Source organism: Sphingomonas lutea (assembly GCF_014396785.1).
Taxonomy (GTDB): Bacteria; Pseudomonadota; Alphaproteobacteria; order Sphingomonadales; family Sphingomonadaceae; genus Sphingomicrobium; species Sphingomicrobium luteum.
The window spans coordinates 1,648,777-1,675,170 of the sequence record NZ_CP060718.1; the positions used below are offsets into that span (position 1 = coordinate 1,648,777).

Annotated in this window: 24 protein-coding genes and 4 pseudogenes; 18 read left to right on the forward strand and 10 right to left on the reverse strand. The window is 65.5% G+C overall.

Going from position 1 to position 26,394, the window contains the following annotated elements; all coding sequences use genetic code 11:
• Nucleotides 1-31 precede the first annotated feature (31 nt).
• The 5 genes and pseudogenes from H9L13_RS08500 to rsmA all read left to right on the forward strand — a co-directional run bounded on the left by H9L13_RS08500 (nucleotide 32) and on the right by rsmA (nucleotide 5,517).
• Nucleotides 32-334, forward strand: a complete 303-nt coding sequence (locus H9L13_RS08500; RefSeq protein WP_187537314.1) for an LPS-assembly protein LptD — start codon at nucleotides 32-34, stop codon at nucleotides 332-334.
• A gap of 53 nt (nucleotides 335-387) precedes the next feature.
• Nucleotides 388-2,238 (forward strand): LPS-assembly protein LptD, encoded by a 1,851-nt coding sequence (locus H9L13_RS08505; RefSeq protein ID WP_187537315.1) that lies wholly within the window; start codon nucleotides 388-390, stop codon nucleotides 2,236-2,238.
• Nucleotides 2,239-2,461: 223 nt separating this feature from the next.
• Entirely contained in the window at nucleotides 2,462-3,667 is a 1,206-nt protein-coding gene (locus tag H9L13_RS08510) for a peptidylprolyl isomerase (RefSeq protein WP_187537316.1), read from the forward strand.
• A gap of 26 nt (nucleotides 3,668-3,693) precedes the next feature.
• A pseudogene (pdxA, locus tag H9L13_RS08515) lies at nucleotides 3,694-4,697 on the forward strand (4-hydroxythreonine-4-phosphate dehydrogenase PdxA).
• A pseudogene (rsmA, locus tag H9L13_RS08520) lies at nucleotides 4,667-5,517 on the forward strand (16S rRNA (adenine(1518)-N(6)/adenine(1519)-N(6))-dimethyltransferase RsmA). Before pdxA ends, rsmA begins: the two co-directional pseudogenes overlap by 31 nt.
• A 6-nt stretch (nucleotides 5,518-5,523) precedes the next feature.
• Here the strand turns inward: rsmA and H9L13_RS08525 are convergent.
• The 4 genes from H9L13_RS08525 to H9L13_RS08540 all read right to left on the reverse strand — a co-directional run bounded on the left by H9L13_RS08525 (nucleotide 5,524) and on the right by H9L13_RS08540 (nucleotide 9,579).
• Entirely contained in the window at nucleotides 5,524-5,988 is a 465-nt protein-coding gene (locus H9L13_RS08525) for a tetratricopeptide repeat protein (RefSeq protein ID WP_244954802.1), read from the reverse strand.
• 61 nt (nucleotides 5,989-6,049) lie between these two features.
• Complete coding sequence (locus tag H9L13_RS08530; protein ID WP_187537318.1) at nucleotides 6,050-7,225, reverse strand: RsmB/NOP family class I SAM-dependent RNA methyltransferase; 1,176 nt, start codon at nucleotides 7,223-7,225, stop codon at nucleotides 6,050-6,052.
• Nucleotides 7,226-7,228: 3 nt separating this feature from the next.
• Entirely contained in the window at nucleotides 7,229-8,701 is a 1,473-nt protein-coding gene (gene guaB, locus H9L13_RS08535) for an IMP dehydrogenase (protein WP_187537319.1), read from the reverse strand.
• A 41-nt stretch (nucleotides 8,702-8,742) separates the two neighbouring features.
• Nucleotides 8,743-9,579 (reverse strand): HpcH/HpaI aldolase/citrate lyase family protein, encoded by an 837-nt coding sequence (locus H9L13_RS08540; RefSeq protein ID WP_187537320.1) that lies wholly within the window; start codon nucleotides 9,577-9,579, stop codon nucleotides 8,743-8,745.
• A gap of 44 nt (nucleotides 9,580-9,623) precedes the next feature.
• Between H9L13_RS08540 and H9L13_RS08545 the strand changes: the two genes are divergently transcribed.
• Genes H9L13_RS08545 through H9L13_RS08555 form a run of 3 tightly spaced genes read left to right on the forward strand, consistent with a single transcriptional unit; the run spans nucleotide 9,624 to nucleotide 12,912 of the window.
• A complete protein-coding gene (locus tag H9L13_RS08545) occupies nucleotides 9,624-10,607 on the forward strand; it encodes an SPFH domain-containing protein (RefSeq protein WP_187537321.1) in 984 nt (327 codons plus the stop codon).
• A complete protein-coding gene (locus H9L13_RS08550) occupies nucleotides 10,607-11,065 on the forward strand; it encodes an NfeD family protein (RefSeq protein WP_187537322.1) in 459 nt (152 codons plus the stop codon). Before H9L13_RS08545 ends, H9L13_RS08550 begins: the two co-directional genes overlap by 1 nt.
• 11 nt (nucleotides 11,066-11,076) lie before the next feature.
• On the forward strand, nucleotides 11,077-12,912 hold the full coding sequence (locus H9L13_RS08555; RefSeq protein ID WP_235090830.1) for a DUF885 domain-containing protein: 1,836 nt from the start codon (nucleotides 11,077-11,079) through the stop codon (nucleotides 12,910-12,912).
• A gap of 3 nt (nucleotides 12,913-12,915) precedes the next feature.
• Here the strand turns inward: H9L13_RS08555 and H9L13_RS08560 are convergent, their stop codons facing one another.
• The 4 genes and pseudogenes from H9L13_RS08560 to H9L13_RS08575 all read right to left on the reverse strand — a co-directional run bounded on the left by H9L13_RS08560 (nucleotide 12,916) and on the right by H9L13_RS08575 (nucleotide 17,469).
• Nucleotides 12,916-13,401 carry a hypothetical protein gene (locus H9L13_RS08560; protein WP_187537323.1) on the reverse strand — a complete coding sequence of 162 codons (486 nt, stop codon included), beginning with the start codon at nucleotides 13,399-13,401 and terminating at the stop codon, nucleotides 12,916-12,918.
• 120 nt (nucleotides 13,402-13,521) lie between these two features.
• Nucleotides 13,522-15,291: a DUF885 domain-containing protein gene (locus tag H9L13_RS08565; protein WP_187537324.1), complete on the reverse strand. Its 1,770-nt coding sequence runs from the start codon at nucleotides 15,289-15,291 to the stop codon at nucleotides 13,522-13,524.
• Nucleotides 15,292-15,346: 55 nt separating this feature from the next.
• Nucleotides 15,347-15,793, reverse strand: a complete 447-nt coding sequence (locus H9L13_RS08570; RefSeq protein ID WP_187537325.1) for a hypothetical protein — start codon at nucleotides 15,791-15,793, stop codon at nucleotides 15,347-15,349.
• A 39-nt stretch (nucleotides 15,794-15,832) separates the two neighbouring features.
• Nucleotides 15,833-17,469 (reverse strand): annotated as a pseudogene (locus H9L13_RS08575) (phosphoenolpyruvate carboxykinase).
• A gap of 198 nt (nucleotides 17,470-17,667) precedes the next feature.
• On the opposite strand from H9L13_RS08575, the gene H9L13_RS08580 reads away from it, so the two are divergent.
• The 9 genes and pseudogenes from H9L13_RS08580 (at nucleotide 17,668) to H9L13_RS08620 (ending at nucleotide 23,525) form a co-directional block, all read left to right on the forward strand.
• Nucleotides 17,668-18,375 carry a response regulator transcription factor gene (locus tag H9L13_RS08580; protein ID WP_187537326.1) on the forward strand — a complete coding sequence of 236 codons (708 nt, stop codon included), beginning with the start codon at nucleotides 17,668-17,670 and terminating at the stop codon, nucleotides 18,373-18,375.
• A pseudogene (locus tag H9L13_RS08585) lies at nucleotides 18,347-19,920 on the forward strand (sensor histidine kinase). Before H9L13_RS08580 ends, H9L13_RS08585 begins: the two are co-directional and overlap by 29 nt.
• On the forward strand, nucleotides 19,917-20,357 hold the full coding sequence (locus H9L13_RS08590; protein ID WP_223176440.1) for an HPr kinase/phosphorylase: 441 nt from the start codon (nucleotides 19,917-19,919) through the stop codon (nucleotides 20,355-20,357). The pseudogene H9L13_RS08585 and the gene H9L13_RS08590 overlap by 4 nt, the downstream one beginning before the upstream one ends.
• A 50-nt stretch (nucleotides 20,358-20,407) precedes the next feature.
• Nucleotides 20,408-21,265, forward strand: coding sequence for an RNase adapter RapZ (gene rapZ, locus H9L13_RS08595; RefSeq protein WP_235091318.1), 858 nt, complete (start codon nucleotides 20,408-20,410; stop codon nucleotides 21,263-21,265).
• Nucleotides 21,266-21,277: 12 nt separating this feature from the next.
• Complete coding sequence (locus tag H9L13_RS08600) at nucleotides 21,278-21,685, forward strand: PTS sugar transporter subunit IIA (protein ID WP_187537327.1); 408 nt, start codon at nucleotides 21,278-21,280, stop codon at nucleotides 21,683-21,685.
• Nucleotides 21,682-21,954 carry an HPr family phosphocarrier protein gene (locus tag H9L13_RS08605; RefSeq protein WP_187537328.1) on the forward strand — a complete coding sequence of 91 codons (273 nt, stop codon included), beginning with the start codon at nucleotides 21,682-21,684 and terminating at the stop codon, nucleotides 21,952-21,954. Before H9L13_RS08600 ends, H9L13_RS08605 begins: the two co-directional genes overlap by 4 nt.
• Complete coding sequence (locus tag H9L13_RS08610) at nucleotides 21,954-22,751, forward strand: TrmH family RNA methyltransferase (RefSeq protein ID WP_187537329.1); 798 nt, start codon at nucleotides 21,954-21,956, stop codon at nucleotides 22,749-22,751. Before H9L13_RS08605 ends, H9L13_RS08610 begins: the two co-directional genes overlap by 1 nt.
• Before the next feature lie 35 nt (nucleotides 22,752-22,786).
• Nucleotides 22,787-23,134, forward strand: coding sequence for a COG3650 family protein (locus tag H9L13_RS08615; protein ID WP_187537330.1), 348 nt, complete (start codon nucleotides 22,787-22,789; stop codon nucleotides 23,132-23,134).
• Nucleotides 23,115-23,525 carry an META domain-containing protein gene (locus H9L13_RS08620; RefSeq protein WP_187537331.1) on the forward strand — a complete coding sequence of 137 codons (411 nt, stop codon included), beginning with the start codon at nucleotides 23,115-23,117 and terminating at the stop codon, nucleotides 23,523-23,525. The genes H9L13_RS08615 and H9L13_RS08620 overlap by 20 nt, the downstream gene beginning before the upstream one ends.
• Before the next feature lie 219 nt (nucleotides 23,526-23,744).
• Here H9L13_RS08620 and H9L13_RS08625 read toward each other — a convergent pair whose 3' ends face one another.
• Nucleotides 23,745-25,109 carry a DNA recombination protein RmuC gene (locus H9L13_RS08625; protein ID WP_187537332.1) on the reverse strand — a complete coding sequence of 455 codons (1,365 nt, stop codon included), beginning with the start codon at nucleotides 25,107-25,109 and terminating at the stop codon, nucleotides 23,745-23,747.
• Nucleotides 25,110-25,213: 104 nt separating this feature from the next.
• On the opposite strand from H9L13_RS08625, the gene H9L13_RS08630 reads away from it, so the two are divergent.
• The gene (locus tag H9L13_RS08630; RefSeq protein ID WP_187537333.1) at nucleotides 25,214-25,606 is read left to right on the forward strand and encodes a four-helix bundle copper-binding protein; all 393 of its coding nucleotides are present in this window, start codon (nucleotides 25,214-25,216) and stop codon (nucleotides 25,604-25,606) included.
• Between the two features lie 131 nt (nucleotides 25,607-25,737).
• On the opposite strand, the gene def is transcribed toward H9L13_RS08630, so the two are convergent.
• Entirely contained in the window at nucleotides 25,738-26,277 is a 540-nt protein-coding gene (def, locus tag H9L13_RS08635; RefSeq protein ID WP_187537334.1) for a peptide deformylase, read from the reverse strand.
• Between the last annotated feature and the right edge of the window lie 117 nt (nucleotides 26,278-26,394).

Genomic DNA, 26,394 nt, shown 5'->3' on the forward strand with positions numbered 1-26,394 from the left:
CGGGTCAGTCATCGGGCGGGACACAGGACTTTTGCGCAAATCGATTGCCTGGTGGATGGGCCTGCCGATGCTTGCGGTCGTGCCCGCGACTGTGCACGCGCAGGAAGCGCCGACTGTCGCGCAGGCCGCGGACCCCGCCGCCGAAGTGGTCGAATTCACCGCCGACGAGGTAAGTTACGAAGGCGATGCGGAGACGATCACCGCCAGCGGCGCGGTGCGCATGTCGCGCGACGGCAATTATCTTGCCGCCGATCGGGTCACCTGGAACCGCCAGACGGGCGAGGTTCGCGCCATTGGCAACGTCGTGGTGCTGACCCCAGAGGGGATCGCCTGATCGGCGAGAATGTCGCGCTGACCGATACGCTGCGCGACGGAACGATCGACAATTTGCTGATCGTCCTCGAAAGCGGCGGCCGTATCGCCGCGGCGCGGGGCAACCGCCGCAACGGGGTCACCACGCTCGAGAACGCCATTTATTCGCCCTGCCCGGTAACCAGCGCTACCGGCTGTCCCAAGAAGCCTAGCTGGTCGATCACCGCCGCGCGCGTCACTCAGGACCCGGCGACCCGGACGGTGCGCTTCGCCGGGGGGCGCCTGCAATTATTCGGGATCGATCTGCCGCTCCTGCCGATCTTTGCGATCAGCAGCGGCGACGGCAGCGCTGGCGGCTGGCTGATGCCCGACATCAGCCTGTCGACCAAGAAGGGGCTGGAGATGGCGGTCCCCTATCATTGGAAGATCGCGCCTAACCGCGACCTCACGATCACCCCGCACCTGTACACCGGCGTGTGGCCCGCGCTGGAGGGCAAATATCGCGAGCTCAACCGCATCGGCGCGTTTCAGCTCGGCGGTTTCCTGACCTACGGAACGATCGAAAGCGCCGACTTCGCAGCGACCGACGATGAAGGCCGCGGGCTGCGCGCTTATTTCGAGGCCAACGGCCGGGCGCAGCTCGATCCGGTGTGGAGCATCACAGGCTCGCTCCGCGCGGCGAGCGACAAGACCGTCACCCGCCGCTACGACCTTACCCGCGACGACCGGCTGCGCAACGTCATCAATGCCGAACGGATCAGCCCCAATGCCTATGTCAGCATCGCCGGCTGGGCGTTCCAGGGGCTTCGTCCGGAAGACGAGCAAAAGCAGATCCCGATCGCGCTTCCGGCGATCGATGCGCGCTTCCGCCTCGACGATCCGCTGCTCGACGGACGCATCGAGCTGCAGGCGAACAGCCTGTCGATCCTGCGCATCGACGGCCAGGACACGCAGCGCGCCTTTGCCAGTGCCCGCTGGGACCTGCGCCGGCTGACCCGCTGGGGCCACGAGCTGCTGCTCACCGGCTACGCGCGCGGCGACGTCTATCATACCGACGAAAGCGCAAGTACCGCGGTGCCCGTCTATCGCGGAACCGACGGATGGCACACGCGCGGCATCGGGGCGCTGGCGGCGGACGCGCGCTGGCCGCTGGTCGGGCCGGCGTTCGGCGGAATCCAGCGCCTGACCCCACGGATGCAGGTGGTGCTGACCCCACCGACGCAGAACCTCGACATTCCAAACGAGGACGCGCGCTCGATCGACCTTGAGGACAGCAACCTGTTCGCGCTCAACCGTTTCCCCGGCTACGACCGGTGGGAAGACGGTTCGCGAGTCACCTACGGCGCCGAATGGGCGCTGGATCGTCCCAACCTATCGATCGTGACCAACATCGGGCAGAGCTATCGCATCACGCGGCGCCAGATTTTTCCGGAAGGCACGGGCCTTACCGACCGTATTTCAGATATCGTGGGAAGAACGCGGGTACGCTACGGCCGCCTTATCGACCTCACACATCGGTTCCGCCTCGACAAGGATAATCTCGGCATCCGGCGCAACGAGCTCGACCTGACAGTCGGCACCGACCAGACCTACGCCCAGATCGGCTATCTGCGCCTTGACCGGAACATCGATCCGCTGATCGAAGACCTGCGCGACAAGGAGGAATTGCGCCTTGCCGGGCGGATCCTGTTCCAGCGCTACTGGTCGATCTTCGGCGCGACGGTGCTCGACCTCACCGGGGAGGAAGAGGATCCGCTCACCCTGTCCGACGGCTTCACCCCGATCCGCCACCGCCTGGGCATCGCCTATGAAGACGAATGCCTGGAGCTTGGCCTGTCGTGGCGCCGCGATTATGAGCGGTTCGGGACGTTCCGAAAGGGCAGCACCTTCGGGCTTCGTTTGGCCCTCAAGGGCTTCGGTCGCTAAGGCTGCGTTCAGCGGCTTTGGATAAACGCCAGCTTCCAAGTAGGTCGGGGATAAGGGATCGATACGACGTGGCAGTAGCTTTTGGACGGAATATGGCGCGCGTTTTAGTGACCGCCGCAACGCTTGCACTGGTGGCCGGCACCTCGGCGATCGCCCAGCAAGCCGCACAATCGGCGCCTGGCGTAGACACGACGCGCTCGCTTCGCCTCCCCAGAACCCGCAGATGTTCGGGACGTCCATGCCGTCGGTGGTCAAGGCCACCGCGCTCGTCAATGGCGACATCATTACCCAAACCGACGTCGATCAGCGTCTTGCGCTGCTGGCGATGACCCAAGACGGCCCCATCCCGGCGGACGAGATCGACCGCCTGCGTCAGCAGGTGCTGCGCAACCTCATCGATGAGACCCTCCAGATCCAGGCGGCCAAGGCCGAGAAGATCGAAATCAAGACCTCCGATATCGACCGAACGATCGCGCGCGTTGCCGGCAACGTGAAGCAGACGCCGGAGCAACTGGCCGCTTATCTTGAAACGCGCGGCGCTTCGATCAAGTCGCTGCGCCGCCAGGTCGAGGGCGAGCTGGCTTGGGCGCGATTGCAGCGCGCCAAGATCGAAAGCGGTGTCAGCGTCGGCGACGAGGAAGTGAAGGCGGTCATCGACCGTCTGAATGCCTCCAAGGGCTCCGAAGAATATCGGGTTGGAGAGATTTTTCTTTCCGCGACGCCCGCAAACCAGGATGCCGCGCTGACCAACGCCAATCGCATTCTCGAACAGCTTCGCGGCGGCGCATCGTTCGCCGGCTACGCCCGCCAGTTCTCGGAAGCGTCGACTGCGGCGGTGGGCGGCGACCTGGGCTGGGTACGGCCCGAACAACTTCCGGGCCCGCTTGCCGCGGTGCTTCGGCAGATGCGGCCAGGATCGGTCAGCAATCCGATCGCAGTTCCGGGCGGCGTGTCGATCATCGCCGTACAGGATTCGCGCAAGATCCTGACCGCCGATCCGCGCGATGCCGTGCTTAGCCTCAAGCAGGTGACGATCAGCTTCCCAGCGGGCACGACGCGCCAGCAGGCGGAACCGATCGTCGCGCGCTTCACCCAGGCGACGCGAAGCGTAGGCGGTTGTGGCGGGGCCGAGAAGGTCGCGGCCGATTTCAAGGGCGAGGTGGTGCAGAGCGACCAGGTCAAAATGCGCGATCTTCCCCCTGCACTCCAGCAGATGATGGCGCCGATGCAGGTGGGCCAGACCACCCAGCCCTTCGGCTCGATCGAGGAAGGCGTCCGAGTCCTGGTCATTTGCGGCCGTGACGAGGCTGGCCCTGCCGAGCCTTCCTTCGACGCAATCTCGAATCAGATGGTGGAAGAGCGGATCAACCTTCGCGCCCGACGCTATCTTCGCGATCTTCGCCGCGATGCGGTGATTGAATTTCGCTAGGAGCGGTTTTCCGTTAGGGCCCGGTCATGGCACCGCCGCCGGCATCTCCCCTTGCGATTTCCCTCGGCGACCCGGCCGGGATCGGGCCTGAGGTCATCGCAAAATGCTGGGATAATCGTTCGGCTTTCGGACTTCCGCCCTTCGTCGCGATCGGAGACGCGCGATCGGTAGCGGCGGTCTGGGATGGCGTCATAGAAAACGTCGAGAGCCCTGGGCAGGCCGATGCCGCCTTCGATTTCGGGCTCCCGCTCATTCACATACCGGCGGCAAGCGCGGACCTTCCCGGCCACCCCAGCGTGGCAGGGGCGCATTGCTCGCTCGATGCGCTGGAACTTGCCGTCGGTCTGGCGCGATCGGGGTCGGCGGCCGCCGTCGTCACCGGACCCGTCGCCAAAGAGCAACTTTACGCGATTGGCTTTCAGCACCCCGGCCAGACCGAATTCGTCGCCGAGCGGTGCGGGATTTCCCCCGGCAATGTCGCGATGATGTTGGCTGGGCCGACGCTGCGCACCGTCCCGGTCACCACGCATGTCGCACTCACCGAGGTATCGCTGAAGCTCACGCCGGGCCTGATCGAATCGCGCGGGCGGACGGTGCTTCGCGGCCTCCAGCGCAATTTCGGCATCGCCGAGCCGCGCCTCGCCGTTTCCGGCCTGAACCCTCACGCGGGCGAAGGCGGCGCTCTGGGGCGCGAGGAGCTGGACTTGATCGGCCCCGCCATCGCCGCTCTCGCCGCCGAGGGATGGCGCGTCAGCGGCCCCTATCCCGCCGACACGATGTTTCATGCGCGGGCACGCGCCGCATACGATGCCGCGCTGTGCATGTATCATGATCAGGCGCTCATCCCGGTGAAGGCGCTGCACTTCGAAGATGCGGTCAACATCACGTTGGGGCTTCCGATCGTCCGCACCGCGCCCGACCACGGCACGGCGTTCGACATCGCGGGGCAGGACAAGGCCGACCCCGACCGATGGCAGCGGCCATCCGGATGGCCGCCGAATGCGCGGCGTTTCGGATGGAGATGGCTTGATCCCGGTCGATGAGCCACTGCGCGCCGTCATTGCGCGGCATGGCTTGAGTGCAAGCAAGTCGCTTGGGCAGAATTTCATCCTCGACCGGCAGCTTTTGGCACGCATCGCCGCCATTCCGGGATCGTTGGCGCAAAAGCAGGTTTATGAAGTTGGGCCAGGGCCCGGCGGGATGACCCGTGCCCTCCTCGACACCGGCGCGCGGGTGGTCGCCGTGGAGCGCGACACCCGCTGCATTCCTGCCTTGCGCGAGCTCCAGGCGCAATCCGACGGTCGTCTGACGCTGATTGAGGGCGATGCGCTGGCGATGGATGAACCCGCATTGCTCAAGCGCGGCGTGCATGTTGTCGCCAATCTTCCCTACAACATTGCGACGCCCTTGCTGATCAAATGGCTGGGCGGGCCATGGCCTCCCTGGTGGGCAAGCCTGACGCTCATGTTCCAGAAGGAGGTTGCCGAGCGGATCGTCGCGCCCGCGGACACAGAGGCTTACGGGCGCCTGTCGGTCGCGGCCCAGTGGCGGTCGCGCGCACGAATCGCAATGACGGTCAATCGTTCGGCGTTCGTCCCGCCGCCCAAGGTAACCTCGGCAGTGGTGCACCTTGAGCCGAGCCAAGCGCCCCCGGTGTCTCGGCCGAAATCCTGGAAAAGCTGACCAGCGCGGCGTTCGGCCAGCGGCGCAAGATGCTGCGGTCGAGTGTCAAGGGAATGCCCGGCGCATTAGACGCGCTGCGACGTCTCGGCCTTGACGAACAGCGTCGCGCGGAAACGCTCAGCGTCGACGAATTCGTCCGGATAGCGCGGGAGCTGTCCCCCGCCTGATCGTAATCAGTTGGTCTTCGGAGTCGCCGCCGGCTTGGCCGACGCGACCGTCGGGCCGCGATTGATCGCGGCCGAAAGCTGCGCGACCTGCGGACAGCCCTGCTTGCACAGGGCTTGCAACTTTGTCAGGTTCGCTTTGGCGCGAGCGATCGCGCCAAGTTCCACCATTGCCTCGCCCTGGACCGCGATCGCATCGAGGTCATTGGGCTCGAGCTGAAGCGCGCGGTTGGTCATGCGGATTGCCTTGCCGTGCAGCTTCTGGCGCTCGGCCACCCGGGCGATGCCGACAAAGGCGGCCCGGTTGCGCGGATCGACCGCGAGCGCCGTTTCGAAGGTGCTTTCGGCATCGTCGAGCTTGCCTGCCGAATAGAGCGTCTGCGCATCACGCGTTAGCTGCACAGATCTTGGCTGGATCTGGTCGTCCGCCGACCGCTGACCTGCCACCGGCGCTGCGAGCGCAACAGCGGCCAATCCCAAACCTGCAAGACGAGGCAAGACCCGCATCAATCTCTCTCCACTCTTCGCGCCCGCCCTAGCATGGACGCTCCAGCCGCGCGACGAAAAAGCCGTCTGTCGCATCGTGCCCCGGCGTGAGCAGTCGACCTGCCCCGTCGGACCGTCCCGCGGCAATCGGGATGTTTTGTGCATGCCATGATGAATGGCGGATGAGGAAGTCGTCAACCTGCCCTGCCCCTTCGCGGGACAGGATCGAGCAGACGGCATAGATCAGGCTGCCGCCGGGCCTCACCAACTCAGCCGCCATGTCGAGCAGATGCGCCTGCGTCGCCACGACCTTGTCGAGGCGCTGCGGCGTCAGCCGCCAGCGGCCTTCGGGATTGCGCCGCCACGTGCCGCTGCCCGAACAGGGCGCGTCGACGAGGACGATGTCCGCGCCGGCGTGCCAATCCTCCAGCTCGGCGAGTTCGTTGGGCGGGTTGAGCAGCCGCGTTTCGATCTTCGCTCCGGCGCGGTCGGCGCGGGGCGCGAGTTTCGACAAACGCGCGCGGTTGCTGTCGGTCGCCAGGATCGTCGCCGAGGGTGCTGCAGCGGCGATCGCAAGCGCCTTCCCGCCAGCGCCCGCGCACAGATCCACGACTCGATCCCCCTCCCCCACCGCGCAGGCGAGCGCGATGAGCTGGCTGCCCTCGTCCTGGACCTCGACCAAGCCACTCGCAAAAGCGGGTTGATCGTCGATCCGCGTATCGGCGGGCAGCCGGATTCCCCACGGACTAAGCCGCGTCGCCGTGCCGCCTTCGAATTCGGCGATCAGGTCGTTTCGCTCGGCGCGGGCGGCGTTGACCCGCAGATCGAGCGGCGCACGCTCCAGAAGCGCGGGCCGCTCCTCCGGCGTGATTAGGGGCGAGAATTGATCGAGCAGCCATGCGGGGACGAGGCGTGGTTCGGCAGCACCCTCGCCGGGCGCGCGCGGCTCGGGACCGCGCGGCTCGCCGAGCAGGTCCGCCAGCTCGGGCTCTTGCGCGACCAGGCCCAGCACCGCCGCACGCCCATTAGCCGGCATGTCGCCGAACAGCCGGATGACGCGGAATACGAGTTCGCGCACCGCCCGCCGGTCCTTCGATCCGGCGTAGCGCCGCTGCTTGAAGTAACGCGTGACGATCGAATCCGCGGGCGGCCCATCGGACCGCGCCGAGGCGATGACCTCGTCGATGATCTCAGCGGTCGCCTGCAGCCTTGCCGCGGGCGTCATGGCCTAGCGCGTCGGATAGTTTGGCGCCTCGCGGGTGATCGCGACGTCATGGACATGGCTTTCACTCAGCCCCGCATTGGTGATGCGCACGAAGCGCGCGCGGCTCTGCAGGTCGGCCAAAGTCTGCGATCCGGTGTAGCCCATCGCCGCTTTCACCCCGCCGACGAGTTGGTGGATGATGTCGCGCGCGGGCCCCTTGTACGGCACCTGACCCTCGATCCCTTCGGGAACGAGCTTGAGATGGTCGCGGATGTCCTGCTGAAAATAACGGTCGGCCGATCCGCGCGCCATTGCGCCCACCGACCCCATGCCGCGGTAGGATTTGTAGCTGCGACCCTGGTAGAGGAAGATTTCGCCCGGCGCTTCCTCGGTCCCCGCAAGCAGCGACCCGACCATCACCGTCGAGGCGCCCGCCGCAAGCGCCTTGGCGATATCGCCGCTGGTGCGGATGCCGCCGTCCGCGATCACCGGCACATCGCCGGCGCCCTTCGCCGCTTCGATGATCGCGGTCAGCTGCGGCACGCCGACGCCGGCGACGATCCGCGTCGTGCAGATCGACCCCGGGCCGATCCCGACCTTGATCGCGTCCGCGCCCGCATCCGCCAGCGCCCGCGCCGCTTCGGCGGTGGCGACATTGCCGGCGATGACCTGGACCGAATTGGACAGCTTCTTCACCCGCTCGACCGAGCGCGCGACATCGGTATTGTGGCCGTGCGCGGTATCGATGACGATGCAGTCGCAGCCCGAATCGATCAGCGCTTCGGACCGTTCGAAACCCGCGTCACCGACCGTGGTGGCGGCCGCGACGCGCAGCCGCCCTTCGGCATCCTTGGTCGCAAGCGGCGCCGCCACCGACTTTTCAATGTCCTTGACGGTGATGAGCCCAACGCAATGGTTGGCCTCGTCGACCACGATGAGCTTTTCGATCCGCCGCTGATGGAGGATCTTGCGCGCCTCGGCCTCGGTCGTGCCGATCGGGACGGTCGCCAAATTGTCCTTGGTCATCAGCTCGCTGACCGGCTGGTTCGGATTCTCGGCGAAGCGGACATCGCGGTTGGTGAGGATGCCGCACAATCTGCCCGACCTTTGCACGATCGGGATGCCGCTGATGCGGTGCGTGGTCATCAGCTCCAGCGCCTCGGCGAGCGACTGCTCGGGCGTCATGGTGATGGGATTGACCACCATCCCGCTTTCGAAGCGCTTCACGGCGCGCACGGCGGCGGCCTGGTCCTCGATCGTCAGGTTGCGGTGGAGCACGCCAATCCCGCCTAGCTGCGCCAGCGCGATCGCCATGTCGGTTTCGGTCACCGTGTCCATCGCCGACGACAGGATCGGGATGTTGAGCGGGATTCCGCGGGTCAGTTGGGTGCGGGTATCGGCCTGGCTCGGTAACACCGAGGATTCGCGCGGCTGCAGCAGCACGTCATCGAAGGTCAGGCCCAGCGGGATGTCGGAAGTGTCGTTGAGGACGGCCATGCGGGCCTTTGGCAAAGGCGCGGGACTTTGCCAAGGGGCGGCTAGCCGCCTGCCCGCGCCAGAACCCGCCGCGCCGCATCGACATGCATCCGCTCGATCATCTCATCCTCATGTCGCTGGGCGCCGCCATCGTAGGCCGCGATCAGCTGGCGCGCGCGCTCGACTTCATCCGGACCAGGGCTGAAAGCGGCGTTGCAGGGCGCGATCTGATCGGGGTGGATGAGGCTCTTGCCGTCGAAGCCGAGCATCCGACCGTGCGCGCATTCCGCTGCCAGCCCGTCGCCATACTTGAGTTGATTGAACACCCCGTCGAACACCGGAACACCGGCGGCGCGAGCGGCGAGGACGATCATCTGCAGCGCGGTGCAAATCGGCGCGCGGTCTGCGCCCAGAGGCAGGCGCAGATCGGCGCGCAAATCGTTGGTGCCGGCAATCAGGCCCGCACATTCCTGCGCGATCTCAGCCGCCCCGAGCACCCCCGCCGCGGTCTCAATCATCGCCAGGACCGGCTTGCCCACCGCCGCCTGATCGTTGCGGACAAGATGCGCCGAGGTTGCCCGCGGCACGACGAACAGATCCGCCGCCGACTGGGCGACTGCATCGACATCGAGCGAGTGCCATTCGGTCCCCACGCCGTTGATGCGGATTGCGACCGGCGTTGGCCAAGCGTCCGCTACCGCCGCGACCGCTGCCTCGCGAGCCGCCGCTTTGTCGGCGGGCTTCACGGCGTCCTCAAGGTCGAGCACGACAAGGTCGGCGGCGCTGTCGCGGGCCCGCACGATCGCACGCGGGTTCGACGCCGGAAGGAACAGCAACGATCGCACGGCGAACAGGTCCGGCGCTGCGCTTATGTCGCTTTTTCCTTCCGCTCTGCTCATTGCCGTATCATCATGCGGCAAAAGCGCGGGCACGGGGAAGAGGCATGCTGACGGAATTCATGACAGCGCTGGCGATCCTCGCCGCATTGTACGTCTTCATGGGCGTGAAGATCGTCCGCCAGGGCTACCAATATACGATCGAGCATTTCGGCCGCTTCGTGCGCGTCGGCCAGCCCGGCTTCAACTTCGTGCCGCCGTTTTTTTATCGCGTCGGCCAGCGCGTGAACATGATGGAGCAAGTGCTCGACATCCCGGGGCAGGAGATCATCACCAAGGACAACGCCATGGTCGCGGTCGATGGCGTGGTCTTCTTCCAGGTGCTCGACGCGCCCAAGGCCGCCTATGAAGTCAGCGATCTTTATTCGGCGATCATGGCGCTTTCGACCACCAATCTGCGCACGGTCATGGGTTCGATGGATCTCGACGAGACATTGTCCAAGCGCGACGAGATCAACGCCCGTTTGCTCGTCGTCGTTGACCAGGCGACCGAATCCTGGGGCGTGAAGATTACCCGCGTCGAATTGAAGGACATCCGACCGCCGCAGGACATTTCGAATGCGATGGCGCGGCAGATGAAGGCCGAGCGCGAAAAGCGCGCCGCGATCCTTGAAGCCGAGGGCCTCCGCGCCGCCGCCATCCTCCAGGCCGAAGGGCAGAAGCAGAGCCAAATCCTCAAGGCGGAGGGCCTCAAGGAAGCCGCCTTCCGCGAGGCCGAGGCGCGCGAGCGCGAGGCCGAGGCCGAAGCCAAGGCGACGACCATGGTGTCCGACGCGATTGCCGGCGGCAACGCGCAGGCGATCAACTATTTCGTCGCGCAGAAATATGTCGAAGCGGTGGCCGAGTTCGCCCGCTCGCCCAACGCCAAGACCATCCTCTTCCCGGTCGAGGCAACACAGCTCATCGGCACGCTTGGCGGCATCGGGGAACTGGCCAAGGAGATCGTGGGCGACCGCGCCGCCCCGCCCGAGCGCCCCGCCAAGCCTAAGTCCACGCCCACCACCAGCGGCGTGCCGAGGATCGAGGGCTGATGCTCGACGACATTGATCCCGGCTGGCTGTGGATGATCGGCGGCGTCCTGCTGCTGATCGCGGAAGTGCTGGCGCCGGGCGTCTTCCTGGTCTTCCTCGGCATCGCTGCAATCGCCGCCGGCCTCTTCACCATCCTGTTCGACCTTGGGCTGCCAGCACAGCTTGCCTTGTTCGCACTGTACGCCGTGGTCGCCGTCACCGTCGGCCGCCGAGTCTATGCGCATCGCAACGTCGACAGCTCGGATCCCCTGCTCAACGATCGCGTCGCGCGGCTGCTCGGGAAGGTCGTCATCGTTGTCGAAGCCGTCGACGACCGGGGTGGCCGCGTACGCGTCGGCGACAGTGAGTGGAGCGCGCGGGGCGGGCCAGCCGCGCCGGGCGACCAGGTCCGCATTATCGGCATTGACGGAAATTGCCTGAAAGTCGAAGCCGACCGCACCCTTCCTCCTCCTGCGTAACGGAGCGCCCCTTGACCGCATTTGAGCTGACCCGCCGCGACGCGCTCGCCGGCCTTGCCGCTTCCACCGCCCTCCCCTTCCTTTCCTCGCCGGCATTCGCCCAAGCGACAGCGGCCGATGCGCAGGCTAATGCGCTGCTCGATTCGATCGCCGAGAATTTGCTGCGTTTCTATCCGCAGACGGCGACGTCGCTTGGAATCGACAAGGACGCCCGGGCAGCAATGCGCGCGCAGCTCGATGATCGTTCGGGGCTTACGCAACAGCGGATCGCGCAGACGCTCCGTGCCGACCTCGCCCGCGCCAACGCCATTGATGTCGCCGGCCTGTCCCACTCGACCCGCACCAGCGTCGAGGTCGTCCGCAGCGCCTACACCACCGCGCTTGAAGGGTTCAGGCTGCCCTATGGCGACGTGCCCGTCGGCAGCTGGCGCAACACGCCGTACGTCGTGATCCAGAACGTCGGCGCTTACCTCGACATCCCGCGTTTCCTCGATTCGGAGCATCAAATCGCGACCGCGGCGGACGCTGAGGCGTATCTCGCGCGGCTTGCCGACTTCCCGCAGCAGCTCGACAATGAAACCGGGCGCGTGATGATGGCGCGCTACAAGGGGCTGATCCCGCCCGCCTTCCTTATCGACAAGGCGCTCACGCAATTGCAGGCCTCGGCCAAGAGCGCGCGCGAGGGCGGCGGCCTAGTCGAATCGATCGAGCGCCGCACGCGCGAGAAGAACATTCCCGGCAATTGGGCCGCCCGCGCCCGTGCCATCGCGCAAAAGGAGGTCGCCCCCGCCCTCGAACGGCAGATCGCCGAGCTGACCTTGCAGCGCGGCATGGCCAAGAACGATCCCGGCATGTGGGCGCAACCCAGCGGCGACGAATATTATCGCTGGGCGCTCAAGGCCTCGACGACGACCACGCTGTCGCCCGACGAAATCCACAATATCGGGCGCGAGGAACTGCGCGCGCTCCAGGGCCGGATGGACCCGATCCTGCGAAGCCTCGGGTACACCAATGGCACGGTCGGCGAACGGATGCAGGCGCTGGGCAAGGACTCGCGCTACAAGTTCGCGCCGGGCGACAAGGGCCGCGCGGAAATCATGGCCTTCATCCAGGAGCGGGTGCGGATCATCCGCACCAAGCTGCCGCAAATGTTCAACACGCTGGTGAAGGGCAATCTCGAAGTCCGCCGCTTGCCGCCCGAGGAAGAACCCGGCGCACCCGGCGCGTACGGCGGCGCCGGCTCGATCGACGGCACGATTCCCGGCAAGTTCTGGATCAACCTCCGGACGACCGAGCTGCACACGAAGTTCGATCTGCCCGACCTCACCCATCACGAGGCGATTCCCGGCCACGTGTGGCAGGGCGAATACGCCAACAAGCTCCCGCTCATCCGCACCCTGCTGTCCTTCGGGGCTTATTCCGAAGGTTGGGCGCTTTACGCGCAGCAATTGGCCGATGAGTTCGGCGTCTATGACGACTTCCCCGCCGGGCGCCTCGGCTATCTCCAGGGCCTCGCCTTTCGCGCCTGCCGCCTGGTTGTCGACACGGGCCTGCATTCCAAACGCTGGACCCGCGAGCAAGGCGTGCGCTTCTTCGTCGACGAAAACGGCTCCAAGGCCGAGGAAGTGGCGAGCGAGGTCGACCGCTATTGCAGCTGGCCCGGCCAGGCGTGCGGCTACAAGATCGGCCACACCGCCATCAACCGCGAGCGCGACAAGGCCAAGGCCGCGCTCGGCGCCCGCTACGACATCAAGGCGTACAACGACGCGGTCGTTCTCGGCGGCAACGTGCCGATGGACGTGCTGGCCAAGAACGTCGACGATTATGTCGCGCGGACGCGCGCCTGACGCCTAATCGAGCTTGCGGATCGTGCCTTCGGACTTGGCCACGGTCAGGCCGAGCTTCTTGATCGTCAAAAGGCTGCGGCCGCTTTTCCCGCCGGGCTGGGGCGTGATCCACTGCTCGACCGAAAGGTTGCCGTCCATCTTGAAGCGGAAGCGATAGCGGCCGCCGACTTCCTCGATGACCACGGGGCCCTTGGCCTCGTTCATGGTACCGACGAAGCGATTGGGTCCGGCCTTGCGGATACGCCAGCGGCGCTCGCGCGGCGCCTGGCCTTCGTCCTCGACGCGCTGGACGAGCTCGAGCGTCCCGTCGGGCTTGATCTCGCCGCGTCCCGTGCTGCGCGTCTTGAAGGCCTTCTTCATCATCACCTTGATGGTGCTGACCGTCTCGGTTCGCCCGACCCAGAACCGCAGCGGATCGGTGAGCGGCGCGGCAGTCGCCTGGGACGCCATCAACGCCAGCGGCAGGATCGCAAAATACAAGCGATTCATACACTTACTCCGGTGCAATGCCGGCTGCTTTGCCATTGCCCTGCAAAATCGGAGATGAACCGGACCACTGGCATGGCGGCGAACCTAACGCAGCTTTGCGGCGTGACAACTCAACGAAAGTCAATTTGCAGTGTGCCGCCCCTGCTGCGACGCGATCCACGCCCGCATCTGGCTTTCCAGCACGTTGAGCGGCACTGCGCCCATCGCCAGGAAGGTGTCGTGGAAGGCCGCTTTGTCGAAGTGGGTGCCGAGCTTGGCCTCCGCCTCCCTGCGCAGGCGCCGGATGGTCAGCTCGCCAAGCTTGTAGCTAAGCGCCTGCCCCGGCCAGCTGATGTAGCGATCGACTTCGGTCTCCACCTCATGCTGCGACAAAGCGGTATGGCTGGCGAGATAGTCGATCGCCCGCTGCCGGCTCCAGCCGTAGCGATGAAGACCGGTGTCGATCACCAGCCGCGCCGCGCGCCACATCTCATAGCTTAGCTGGCCGAAGCGTTCATAGGGCGTGCGATAGATCCCCATCTCATTGCCCAGCCATTCGGTGTAGAGGCCCCAGCCCTCGCCGTAGCCCGAGAAATAGAGGTTCTGGCGGAACGACGGCAGGCCCTTCTGCTCGGCGGAGAGCGCCGCCTGGAAGCTGTGTCCGGGCGTGCATTCGTGCAGCGTCAGCGCCGGGATGTTGTACAGCGGCCGCGTCGGCAGATTGTACGTGTTCATCTGGCAGTTCTGAAGGCCGCCGCGGCCCGCGGTGTAGAAGGGCGCGAGCGCGTCGGGCACGGGAATGATTCCGTGGCGGCGGCGCGGCAACAGCTTGAAATAGTCCCCGACCACGCGGTCAACGCGCTTGGCGACATAGGACGATACGCCCATCAGTTCGTCGGGCGTCTTGGCGTAGAATTGCGGGTCGGTGCGGAGGAACTTGAGGAACTCCTCGAACGACCCCTTGAAGCCGCTGTCGCGCATCGTCTTGCGCATTTCGGCATTGATCCGCGCCACCTCGCCAAGGCCGATCTTGTGGATCTCCTCCGGCGACAGGTCGGTCGTGGTGTAAAGCTTCACCTGCCCGCGATAATAAGCGTCGCCATTGGGAAGATCGCGCGCCGACACGGTCGTGCGGGTTTTGGGCAGATATTCGTCGCGATAGAAAATGAGCAGCTTGGCGTAAGCCGGCATGACCGCGCCATTGATCGCGGCGACCGCTTCGGCCTGCAATGCCGCCTGGCGCGCAGGGGCGATCGTCGACGGCATGGTCTTGAACGGCGTGTAGAAGGCGTTTTCGGCACCCGGCTTGGCTGTGTACGATGCGATCGACCCCTCACGCCCGACCAGCGTCGCGCGCGGCACCGAAAAGCCGCGGGCGAGCCCGGCACGCATGTTGGCAATCTGGGCGTCGAAATAGGCCGGAAGCGCCTTCATGCGCGCGATGTAGCGGGTGTATTCGACCTCGGTCTGATAGGGGGTCGACCCATCGAGATAGGTCCAGAAATTGCTGTCGCTGTTAAGCGGCATTTCCCAACCACGCGCCCTGAGGTCGATCAGATTGTTCTCGATCATCACGCGAAACACTTCCGCGTTGACGCGTTCTTCGGGTGACAGCCGGGCGAGGTCGATCGTCTTCAGGCGGGCAAGAATCTGCTCCTGGTGCGCGATCCGCCGCTGCTGTGTCGCCGGGTCCACGGCGCCAAGATAATCGAGCGGCTTGAGGTCCCCCTGCGCGTCGCGCGCATAGCCCGATTCCTGCGCGTCCCACGCGGCATAGCCGTCGTAGAGGGCCTTGAGTTGCTGGTCGGCGCTTTGCGCGGGATCGAGCGCGGGGACGGGTTGCGCCGATGCTTGAAAGGGAATGCTGCACGCCAACGCAACCGCAGAGCACAAAAGCCAACTGAAACGCATGATATCCCCTTCCGAGCTGTTGAGGCAGCTTACCGCCCGCCCCGCCTGCGGCAAGTCACGGCAGCGCGGCGAGATCAGGATCGACGAAGCTGCGCCGCGCTTCGACCGAAAACAGCCGCTCGCGCGAATAGAAGCGAAGCGGCCAGTCGCGGCGGCCCATCGGAGACATCAGCAATTCGTTGACCAGTTCGTGCAACGGCGCGTCGCGATCGGCCTCGAGCAGGAACAGGCGAATGCCGTGCAGGAACGCCCGCGTGATCGTTTCGTGATAGCCTTCGGTATTGCTGTTCACCCCGCCGACGCTTTCATTGAAGCCGCGGATGATCCCGGGCAGCGCCTTGTCGAGGTCGATGTCCGGCCGCTTCAGCAAAAGGTAGGTCGTCGCCGCGAGATGCGCTTCGTGGGTCCACTCCGCGCGCGTCAATGTGCGCGCAAGCAGTCCCTCGCCGAGGTGCGCGATCTCGGCATCGCTGGTGAACAATCGGGGCGCGTGGTCGGTCATGATCGGGTCCTTGGCGGGGCCCGATCGATGACCGGGCCGTCAGACGGTCGTGGGTTGGGCGGCCTGCACCTGTTGTTGTTGCGCAGGCGTCGGACCCGATTGCCGGACGCCTTCGTCCACGTGCGGCGCAAACTCGGCGAAATTGTTCACGAACAGGTCGACCAGCTTGGCCGCCGTGCGGTCATATTCGTCCTTGTCCGCCCAGGTGCTGCGCGGATCGAGGATCGACGTGTCGACACCGGGCACTGAGACCGGCACTTCGAAGTCGAAATTCGGATCCTTGCGGAACTCGACGTTCTTGAGGCTGCCGTCGAGCGCGGCGTTGAGCAAGGCGCGCGTTTCCTTGATCGGCATGCGCTTGCCGGTGCCATACTTGCCGCCGGTCCAGCCGGTGTTGACCAGCCAGCAGTCCGCGCCGCCGTCGGCGATGCGCTTCTTGAGCAGATTGCCGTAAACGGTCGGCCGGCGCGGCATGAAGGCAGCGCCGAAGCAGGTCGAAAAGGTCGCTTCGGGCTCGGTCACGCCGATCTCGGTGCCCGCGACCTTGGCGGTGTACCCCGACAGGAAGTGGTACATCGCCTGGTCGGCGGTCAGCTTGGCGATTGGCGGCAGAACGCCGAACGCATCGGCGGTGAGGAAGATGATGGTCGACGGCGGCGGGCCGAGATTTTCCTTCGACGTGTTCGGGATGAAGTCGATCGGATAGGCGCCGCGCGTGTTCTCGGTCTTGCTTGCGTCGGTGAAATCGAGCTCACGCGTTTCCGGATCCATCGCCACGTTCTCGAGGATCGTGCCGAACATCTTGGTTGTCGCGTAAATCTCCGGCTCGCCTTCCGCCGACAGGTTGATCATCTTGGCGTAGCAACCGCCTTCGAAATTGAAGACCGCAGTGTCCGACCAGCCATGCTCGTCGTCGCCGATGAGCGTGCGGCTGGCGTCCGCGGACAGCGTGGTCTTGCCTGTCCCCGACAGGCCGAAGAAGATCGCGCTCTTGCCATCCGCGCCGATATTCGCCGAGCAGTGCATCGGCATCACGCCCTGCGCTGGAAGCAGGAAGTTCAGCAGGCCGAACACGCCCTTCTTCATTTCGCCCGAATATTCGGTGTTACCGATCAGGATCATCTTCTCGGTGAAGTTGACGGCGATGACCGTATCGCTGCGGCAGCCGTGGCGTTCCGGATTCGCCTTGAAGCTGGGCAGGTTAATGATCGTATATTCGGGCTCGAAGCCGGCCAGTTCTTCGGCTTCCGGACGCACGAGCAGCGTGCGCACGAACAGGTTGTGCCACGCCATCTGATTGATCACGCGGACGTTCACCCGATACTCTGGCTGGCTGCCGCCGTAGAGGTCGGCAACGAACAGTTCGGGCTGGCCCTTCAACGCGTCGAGGAAGTCCGCCTTCAGATTGGCCCAATGCTCGGGCGTCATCGGCTGGTTGATCTTCCCCAATTGATCGTTTCTTCGGTCGTGGCATCGCGCACGACGAACTTGTCCTTCACGCTGCGCCCGGTGAACTTGCCGGTGTCGACCAGCAGCGCGCCGTCCTTGGTCAGCTGCCCCTCGCCGCGCGAAACTGCCTGCTCGACCAATGGCGCAGTCGTCAGATTCCAGTGAATCTTCGCAGCGGTTTCAATGCCCTGGGCCTCAAGCCCGCTCTGCGGAACGCGATCCGTCACTTGCCGTGTCACCCCTTCATGAATGCCAAAAGCGGCGGCGACCGGTCTGGCCTGCCACCGCTTGCAATGTTGTGCCCTTATAGCCGGAAACAAGCCACGCGGTCAAAACGGCTGGCCGACCCCGTCCCTCCACAGGGCTTGGCTTGTTTGTCGGAAGGACGATAGCTAATCCGGGTCGTCAACCGGCAAAGGCGCCCGATGAGCCAAGTGATCGCGCTGGTCGACGACGACCGTAACATCCTCACCTCCGTATCCATCGCGCTCCAGGCCGAGGGCTTCGTGACGCGCGTCTATTCGGATGGCGCGACCGCGCTCAAGGCGCTCGGCGACAATCCCGCCGACCTTGGCGTGTTCGACATCAAGATGCCGGGCATGGACGGGATGGAGCTGCTCCGCCGGTTGCGCGAGACGAGCTCGATGCCGGTCATCTTCCTCACCTCCAAGGACGACGAGCTGGACGAAGCGCTGGGCCTAGCAATGGGTGCCGACGATTATATCGCCAAGCCCTTTTCCCAACGCCTCCTCATCGCCCGCATCCGCGCCATCCTGCGTCGGCAGGAGCTGGCGCGCGGCGAAGCCACTGCGACCGACGACGAGCCCGAACCGCCGTTGCTCGAACGCGGCCGCCTGACGATGGACCCGGCGCGCCACAAGGTCATTTGGGATGGCCGCGACGTCAGTCTCACCGTCACCGAATTTCTGATCCTGGAAGCGCTCGCCCAGCGTCCGGGAGTCGTCAAAAACCGCAATCAATTGCTCGATGTTGCCTATAGTGACGATGTTTATGTCGACGACCGCACCATCGACAGTCACATCAAGCGCATCCGGCGCAAGTTCCGGGTCGTCGACGGACAATTCGACGCCATCGAAACCCTCTATGGCGTCGGCTACCGTTTCGACGTCTGACGACGAATCCGACCTTCAGCTGAGCTGGTCGGGCCGCTGGACGCTGGGATACCGCATTCTGGCGGTGAACATGCTGACCATTGCGCTGTTCATCGCTGCGGTCCTCTACCTCGATGCGTTTCGCGACCGCCTGGTCAACGAGCGGGAGCAGCAGTCGCGCGAGCAAGCGTCTCTGCTTGCCCCGGCAGTCGCTGCGCGCTCTGCGCCCGAACGCAACGCTTGGTTGCGCGACGCCGGGCAGCTCAGCGGTGCACGCTTCCGCTTCTACGACCCCGATGGCACGCTGGTGGCCGATAGCTGGCGCGGCGGGCAGCCGACTTATGAATTGCGAGACCCCGCCACGCAGCGATGGACGAAGGATGCAGCGCGCGCGCTGGATCGCGCCTTCAACGCGTTGGTTGGGGAGCCCAATCCCCCAGACTTCATCGAGCCGGCGGACGACCGCGCGCCGGCTTGGGCGGAGATCGCCGCCGCTCGGAGGCGCGGCCAATCGGTCAGCATGATAAGGGTCGCGCCGGACCTTACGCCGGTCATTTCCTCGGCGGCTCTCAATCCCGACGGAAGCGCCTTGCTGGTGACGGAAAACGACCGGCAGATCACGCGAACCGTGCGGGCGCAACGCAAGAACTTGGGCGTCGTGCTGGTCGCAATCAGCCTGTTTTCCGTGCTGCTGTCGCTGTTTTTGGCGCGCACCATCGCTCGCCCCTTGCGCCGCCTTGCTCTAGCCGCGCATCGGGTCCGGCTCGGCCGCTCCCGCGAAGTGAAGGTTCCGCGGCTTCCCTCCCGCACCGATGAAATCGGTCTTCTGGCGCGGGCAATTTCCGACATGAGCCAGTCCCTTCGCCAACGCATCGACAATATCGAGGCCTTCGCCGCCGACGTTACGCACGAACTCAAGAACCCGTTGGCTTCGCTGCGTTCGGCGGTGGACGGCCTCGACCGCGTCGACGATCCGGCCTTGCAACGAAAGCTTATCGGGATTGCTCGTGACGACGTGGTTCGGCTCGACCGGCTGATCAACGACATCAGCGAGGCCGCGCGCACCGACGCCGAGCTGGCTCGCGCCCGCTTCGAGCGCGTCGATCTCGGGCCGTTGATTGAACAGCTCGCCACCAGCTGGGGGCAAAGACGCGAAACTGGTGACGCGCGGATTGCCTTTGCCCGGCCCCGCAAGGCAACGGCCGTGGTGATGGGAAAGCCCGACCGGCTGGCGCGCGCGATCAACGCCATCCTCGACAACGCCGTTAGCTTCTCGCCCCCGGCGGCCTGGTCGAGATTGCGGCGTCGCGCATTGGAGACGAGGTACGCATTCGCATCGATGACGAGGGGCCCGGCGTGCCCGAGGACGCGCGCGAAGCCATCTTTAATCGGTTTCATTCCGTGCGGCCCGAAGGCGACGGTTTCGGTCGCCACTCGGGGCTTGGCCTTGCGATCGCGCGCGCGATTGTCGAAGGTCACGATGGGGAGATTGACGTGCACGACCGCGACGATGCGCCTTCGGGCGCGCGCTTCACCATCCGCCTCCCCGCGGCGGATCGGGCATGATCGCGCCGCGCCTTTCGGCCGAGACGCTTCACGCCAGCACGGTCGCGAGCGGCGGCCGCGCCGTGCTCATCACCGGGCCGTCGGGCGCGGGCAAGTCGGACCTTGCCCTGCGCATGCTCGATCGCGGCTTCGTGCTCGTCAGCGATGACCGCACTATCGTCCGCAAGGAGGGCGACCGGCTAATCGCCTCGGCGCCCGAAAGCATCGCCGGCAAGCTCGAGGTGCGCGGCATTGGCATCGTCGATGTGGATTCGACCGACGAGGTGCCGGTCGCGCTGATTGTCGAGCTGACCAGCAACATGCAGCGCCTGCCCGACGACAGCCGGACACGCCCGATCCTTGGTCTTGGCATCCCGCTGGTGACGATCGACGCGCTGACCGCCTCCGCGCCCTCCAAGGTCGCCCTCGCGCTCGACCTCATGGGCCTGAAGTTTTGACCGACACCGGGCGGCCCGCGCGGCTGCCGCGCCTCCTGCTCGTCACCGGCATGTCGGGCGCGGGCAAATCCTCGGTGCTCGACGCGCTCGAGGACATGGGCTGGGATACGGTCGACAATCTGCCCGTCGACCTGCTCGACGATTTCGTTCACGCCGGCACCGAATGCCGCGTCGTGCCGGTTGCCATCGGCATGGATGCGCGCAGCCGCGGTTTCGACGCCGACCGCCTGCCCGGCGTCATCCGCGGCATGGAGGGCGTCCACCCCGAAATCCTCTATCTCGACTGCTCGGGCGCCGAACTCATCCGCCGCTATGACGAGACGCGCCGTCGTCACCCGCTCGCCCCTGACCGTCCCGCTGAAGATGGGATCGCCCGCGAACGCCGGGTCACCGCGGGCCTGCGCGCCGCCGCCGATGGCGTGCTCGACACCACCGATCTCAGCCCGGCCGAGCTGCGCGACGAGTTGCGGCGACGCTACGGCGACGATTCCGACCAGCCGGTGCTGACCATGGTCTCGTTCGGTTTTGCCCGCGGCGTGTCGCGCACCGCCGACCTGGTCTTCGACCTGCGCTTCCTGCCCAATCCGCACTGGGTGGATGAGCTTCGGCCAATGACTGGCGACGATCCGCCGGTGCGCGACTATTTGGCGGCCGATCCGTCCTGGAATGAGGCGCTCGACCGGATCGAATCGCTTCTCAAGGACTGGATTCCCCGCTACTGGGCCGCGGGCAAAAGCTATGTGACCGTTGCGTTCGGATGCACCGGGGGCCGCCATCGTTCGGTCGCCGCCGCCATCGAAATGACGGAGCGATTGCGTAGCGCGGGATTTTCCCCGAATGTCCGCCACAGAGACCTGGCCTCGCCGCCGAGCGACACGATTGAGGCCGATCCGCGGCAAGAGGCGTAAGGCAGGCGACGAATGATCGGATTAGTGTTGGTGACCCACGGCCGCCTGGCGGCCGAATTCATCACGGCCATGGAACATGTGGTTGGCCCGCAGGATGCGATCGAAGCGATCTGCATCGGCCCTGACGACGACATGGAGGTCCGCCGCAAGGACATTTCCGAAGCGGTCGCCAAGGTCGACCAGGGCCGCGGCGTGATCATTCTCACCGATCTGTTCGGCGGCACCCCGTCCAACCTCGCCATCTCCCTGATGAAGAGCGAAGGCGTCGAGGTCATCGCAGGGGTCAATCTGCCGATGCTCATTCGCCTTGAGGGTGCGCGCAAGGTGATGCCGGTCCATGCCGCGGTCGCTGCCGCGCGCGAGGCAGGTCGCAAATATATTTCGGTCGCATCCGAGATTCTCGGGGAAGCGGCGGCTTGAGCGCGGTCAGCCGCGTCGTGCGAATCGACAACAAGCGCGGCCTGCACGCCCGCGCCAGCGCCAAGTTCGTCAACATGGCGAGCGAATTGCCGGCAAGCATCGAAGTCGAAAAGGACGGCAACCGCGTCTGCGGCACCTCCATCATGGGCTTGATGATGCTCGGCGCGGCGATGGGCGACAGCATCACCATCCACGCCGAGGGCGCCGACAGCGAAGCCGCGCTGGCCAAGCTCGCCCAACTGGTCGAGGGCCGGTTTGGGGAAGAATAATGCCCCGCGAGGTAACCTCTTTTTCCAACAGTATTGTGAAATTGCTGCGTTCCCTCCGCGACAAGAAGGCGCGGCGGAGCGAGGGACTGTTCCTGGCCGAGGGGCTGCGGATCATTGCCGAAGCACGCGACAGCGGCCGCTTGCCTGAGATCGTCGCCTTCTCGCCTGAGGGCGCGCGCCATCCGCTCGCCGCCGAGATCATCTCCGCGACCGAGGCGGCGGGGGGCGATGCGATCGAGACTAGCGCGGACATCCTCGCCAAAATGTCGGGCAAGGATAATCCGCAGATGCTGCTCGGCGCATATCGCCAGCCCGAGGTTGGGCTGGACGGCATCGACCGCTCCGCATCCGATCTGTGGATCGTCGCCCAGGCGCTGCGCGATCCCGGCAATATCGGGACCATCCTGCGCACTGGCGATGCGGTCGGCGCGGGCGGGTTGATCCTGGTCGACGATTGCGCCGATCCTTATTCGGTTGAGGCGGTGCGGGCGTCGATGGGCGCGGTGTTCACCCAGGCGATCGCCGCCGCGCGCTGGCCCGACTTCCTCGACTGGCTGCGCGTTGGCGAAAGCCAATTGGTCGGGACCAGCCTCAACACCTCGCAAGACTATCTCGAGGCTGCGTATCGCAAGCCGTGCTTCCTTCTCATCGGCAATGAGCAGCAGGGCCTTCCGACCGACTATGAGGCGGCGTGTGACCTGCTTGTGAAGATCCCCATGGCGGGCCGCGCCGACAGCCTCAACGCCGCCATCGCCGCGGCTGTGATGGCGTTCCAGGTGCGCGCCAGCTGGCGCTGACGGAACCGGTGGCGGAGCGCGCGGTTGTTCCGCGCATGAAAAGATCGCTGCTCGCCCTTCCAATCGCCGCCATGCTTGCCGGCTGCCTGTCGACCCCGCCGCCGCCGCCCGCGCCCTACCGCGCGATCGGCACCGAGCCGTTCTGGAACCTGCTGATCGACGAGCACCACATCACCTTCACGCAGATGGACGGGCAGCCGGTGCAACAGCCGACGCCGCGGCCGATCAACGGAATTGCCGGCGAAATCTACCAGACCCCGCGAATCCACGTGAATATCGTCCACAGCCGCAGTTGCAGCGACGGGATGAGCGACCGCGTCTATCCCGATACGGTGCAGGTCGACGTCGACGGCCGACGCTTCAATGGCTGCGGCGGTCTTTAGGGCCGCGGCCCTCGCTCTGGCGCTGGCCGGTTGCGCGAGCGTGACCGCCGATGCGCGCAGCTTCGAAGGTACGCGCTGGACCGTGACCAAGCTCAACGACCGCTCCGCTGGAGGCGAGCTGAGTTTTTCTGGTGGCCAGGTCGGCGGGTCGTTCGGCTGCAACCGCTTTTCCGGCCCCTACCGCACCGCTGGGCAGATGCTCATCGTGCAGACGCTAGCGGTGACCCAAATGGCCTGCGCCTCGGCCCTCGACGAAGGCCCGGACCCGATGGCGATCGAGGGCCAGGGGTTTGCCGTGCTCGGCCAGCCGATGCGCATGGACTGGCGCAGCGGGACGGCGTTGCGGCTGAGCAATGCCGCCGGGTCGCTCGACCTGCAAATCAGGCCCTGAAAACGCGGCAAATCGGCAAGAATCTGACGCTAAACCGGAGCCGTAGCCGGCGAGCGAAAGAGCCTAGCGGCGCTTATCGTCATTAAAGTCATGGTGTGCGGCGCTATTGCTGTGACTTTAGCGCGCCGCGCGGAGTGGATATCGATGGTCAAAGAGCCGGGCCGACCGTGATCAGACCTTACCCAAGCTCCCAAACGAAATCCTATTTTGCAATGTGGTTCAGCGGGCGGCGATCTGCGGCGGCGCGGCCTCTTCCTCATCCTCCTCACGGAGTGAGAGTTCGTCATCGGCGTAGCGCGGCAAGGCCTCGACCGGGCTCAGCACATCGATGTCGCGCCGCCCAGGCTCGATATTCAGCTCCCGGAATTTACGGGCGGTGACCAGCGAGCGCGTCTCAAAGCTGGAGACGAAGCTGTTATAATTGTTGACCGCGCTGGCAAGGCCGCTGCCGACCTTGCGCAAATCGTCGGCGGCCTTGGCAAGGCGCTCGTACAGCTCCTTGCCCAGCTCGCCGATCTGGCGCGCTTCCTTGGCCAGCCGCTCCTGCCGCCAGACGGCGGCGACGGTGCGGGCGATGGCGATGAGGTTGGTCGGGGTCGCCAGCAGCACCTTCTTGTCGAAGGCATAATCCCACAGGTTCGCATCCTGCTCGAGCGCGGCGGTGAGGAAATGCTCGCCCGGGATGAACATCACGACATAGTCGGGCGCGTCTTCGAATTGCGACCAATAGGCCTTGGCGCCGAGCGTGTTGACATGGGCGCGGATCGACAGCGCATGGGCGGTGAGATGCGTGTCGCGCGCGGCTTCGTCGACCGAACCGAAGGCATCCTGATAGGCGTTGAGCGAAACCTTGGCGTCGATCACCAGGCTCTGTCCGCCGGGTACGCGGACCACGACATCGGGGCGAAGCCGCCCGCCATCGCCGTCCGACACGCTGACTTCCGTCGCGAAGTCACAATGTTCCGACAGGCCGCAAGATTCGAGGACGTTGCGCAATTGCTGCTCGCCCCAGCGCCCGCGCGCCTTGGGGGCATTGCGCAGCGCATTGACCAGCTTGGCGGCTTCGGCCGAGACGCGCTCGGTGCCCGTGCGCATGGCGTCGATCTGCCCCGACAGCAGGCCGAAGGCATCGCGGCGCTCGGCCTCGACCTTCTGCACGGTCGTCTCGTACCGTTCGAGCCGGTCGTGGACCGGCTGGAGCAGCGCCTTGATGTTCTGGCCGGCATGTTCCTCGGACTGGCGGAAGCGCTGGTCGGCGCGCTTGAGAAACGTTTCCTGCGCCTCGGCGAGCAACTTGTTGCTGATTTCGGAGAATTGGGCGGAGAGTTGCTCCTTGGCCTCGACCAGTTCCTTGATGCGGGCTTCGAACCCGCGTTCACGCTCCATCTGCGCCGCTTCGAGCGCAGCGAGGCGCGTTGCGGCGTCGCGGTTGGAATCGCGTTCGCGGATGACTTCGTCGAGCTGAAGCCGAAGCGATTGCACGGTCTGCTTGCCCGCGGCGGCCTCGCGGCTGGCGACCAACCAGCCGATCAGCGCGCCCAGCGCCAACCCGATCACGCCAATGACGATGAAGGTCGCGTCCACGCTTGCCTCCGAAGAACAGAATGGGAACTTACCCTTCGGATTTGCCGACGACAAGCGCTGCGGACGCGTCTATCCACAACTTTGGCCGAACAAGGAGAGCGACATTGTCCATTCGCAAGATGATTGCCCTGCATCCGGGGAGCAAAGCGCATAACAACCAGGCGCTGGGCGATGCCGTGCATCACCTCATGTACGCGTCAAAAATGTGCCTGAGCTGCGCCGACGCCTGCATGGCCGAGACGATGGACATGACGCAGTGCATTCGCCTGTGCCTCGACTGTTCGGACATTTGCGAGGCGACTGCACGGCTGGGGCTGCGGCGGACCGGGGACGACCAGCCGATCCTGCTCGAACTGCTCGAGCTGTGCGCGCGGATGTGCGAGCAATGCGCCGCCGAATGCGAGAGCCACGACCACGAGCATTGCAAGCTGTGCGCGCAGATCTGCCGCGAATGCGCCGACGATTGCCGCAGGGCCGCGGCGAGCATCGCGGGGTGATGTTGGGCTTGATCGCGGGTTGAGGGCTCGTTCGTCCTGAGCGAAGTCGAAGGGCGAAGCTCGGACGGTCGTGCCAGCGCCCTTCGACAAGCTCAGGACGAACGGGTCTTATCGACAGTGCGGCCGGTTGGCTACGCCGCCTTTTTCCCCAGCTCTTTCCGCATCTTGGCGATCTTCTTTAGGATCATTTCGCGCTTCAGGCGCGACAGATGGTCGATGAACAGAACGCCGTTCAGATGGTCCATCTCATGCTGCAGGCAGGTCGCAAGCATGCCGGTAATTTCTTCGTCATGCGCGACCCCGTTCTCGTCCAGCCAGCGGGCGCGGATCCGGTCGGGGCGGTCGACCTCGGCATATTGGTCGGGGACCGAGAGGCAGCCTTCGACATAAGGCACGTCGGTGTCGCTATGCTCGACGATTTCGGGATTGATGAATACGCGCGGGTCGCGGACCGGCTCGCCCTCTTCCTCCTCGGGCTCCTGCAGGTCGATGACCAGGATGCGCTGCGGGACGCCGACCTGGATCGCGGCGAGGCCGATGCCGGGCGCGTCGTACATCGTTTCGAACATGTCGGCGATAAGCGCACGCACGCCATCGTCGACCGTTTCGACGGGCTTGGAAATCTCACGCAGGCGCGGATCGGGAACTTCGAGGATGGGACGAATGGCCATGAGGGGGATTTAGTCTCTAGAGCCTCATCCTTCAACACACCCGCGTCCGTCCTGAGCGGAGCCGCCGAAGGGGGCGCAGTCGAAGGGCGTCCTGCACCGAGGCTGGCGAAGCGCCCT

What these genes read in the sequence shown, in the direction of transcription:
- H9L13_RS08530 (WP_187537318.1), bottom strand. Translation starts at nt 7,225, where the DNA reads ATGACGCCCGCGGCAAGGCTGCAGGCGACCGCTGAGATCATCGACGAG.
- H9L13_RS08510 (WP_187537316.1), top strand. Translation starts at nt 2,462, where the DNA reads ATGTTCGGGACGTCCATGCCGTCGGTGGTCAAGGCCACCGCGCTCGTC.
- H9L13_RS08620 (WP_187537331.1), top strand. Translation starts at nt 23,115, where the DNA reads ATGGCTGCGGCGGTCTTTAGGGCCGCGGCCCTCGCTCTGGCGCTGGCC.
- H9L13_RS08570 (WP_187537325.1), bottom strand. Translation starts at nt 15,793, where the DNA reads ATGACCGACCACGCGCCCCGATTGTTCACCAGCGATGCCGAGATCGCG.
- H9L13_RS08590 (WP_223176440.1), top strand. Translation starts at nt 19,917, where the DNA reads ATGATCGCGCCGCGCCTTTCGGCCGAGACGCTTCACGCCAGCACGGTC.
- def (WP_187537334.1), bottom strand. Translation starts at nt 26,277, where the DNA reads ATGGCCATTCGTCCCATCCTCGAAGTTCCCGATCCGCGCCTGCGTGAG.
- H9L13_RS08550 (WP_187537322.1), top strand. Translation starts at nt 10,607, where the DNA reads ATGCTCGACGACATTGATCCCGGCTGGCTGTGGATGATCGGCGGCGTC.
- H9L13_RS08560 (WP_187537323.1), bottom strand. Translation starts at nt 13,401, where the DNA reads ATGAATCGCTTGTATTTTGCGATCCTGCCGCTGGCGTTGATGGCGTCC.
- H9L13_RS08600 (WP_187537327.1), top strand. Translation starts at nt 21,278, where the DNA reads ATGATCGGATTAGTGTTGGTGACCCACGGCCGCCTGGCGGCCGAATTC.
- H9L13_RS08565 (WP_187537324.1), bottom strand. Translation starts at nt 15,291, where the DNA reads ATGCGTTTCAGTTGGCTTTTGTGCTCTGCGGTTGCGTTGGCGTGCAGC.
- rapZ (WP_235091318.1), top strand. Translation starts at nt 20,408, where the DNA reads ATGTCGGGCGCGGGCAAATCCTCGGTGCTCGACGCGCTCGAGGACATG.
- guaB (WP_187537319.1), bottom strand. Translation starts at nt 8,701, where the DNA reads ATGGCCGTCCTCAACGACACTTCCGACATCCCGCTGGGCCTGACCTTC.
- H9L13_RS08615 (WP_187537330.1), top strand. Translation starts at nt 22,787, where the DNA reads ATGAAAAGATCGCTGCTCGCCCTTCCAATCGCCGCCATGCTTGCCGGC.
- H9L13_RS08580 (WP_187537326.1), top strand. Translation starts at nt 17,668, where the DNA reads ATGAGCCAAGTGATCGCGCTGGTCGACGACGACCGTAACATCCTCACC.
- H9L13_RS08545 (WP_187537321.1), top strand. Translation starts at nt 9,624, where the DNA reads ATGCTGACGGAATTCATGACAGCGCTGGCGATCCTCGCCGCATTGTAC.
- H9L13_RS08540 (WP_187537320.1), bottom strand. Translation starts at nt 9,579, where the DNA reads ATGAGCAGAGCGGAAGGAAAAAGCGACATAAGCGCAGCGCCGGACCTG.
- H9L13_RS08610 (WP_187537329.1), top strand. Translation starts at nt 21,954, where the DNA reads ATGCCCCGCGAGGTAACCTCTTTTTCCAACAGTATTGTGAAATTGCTG.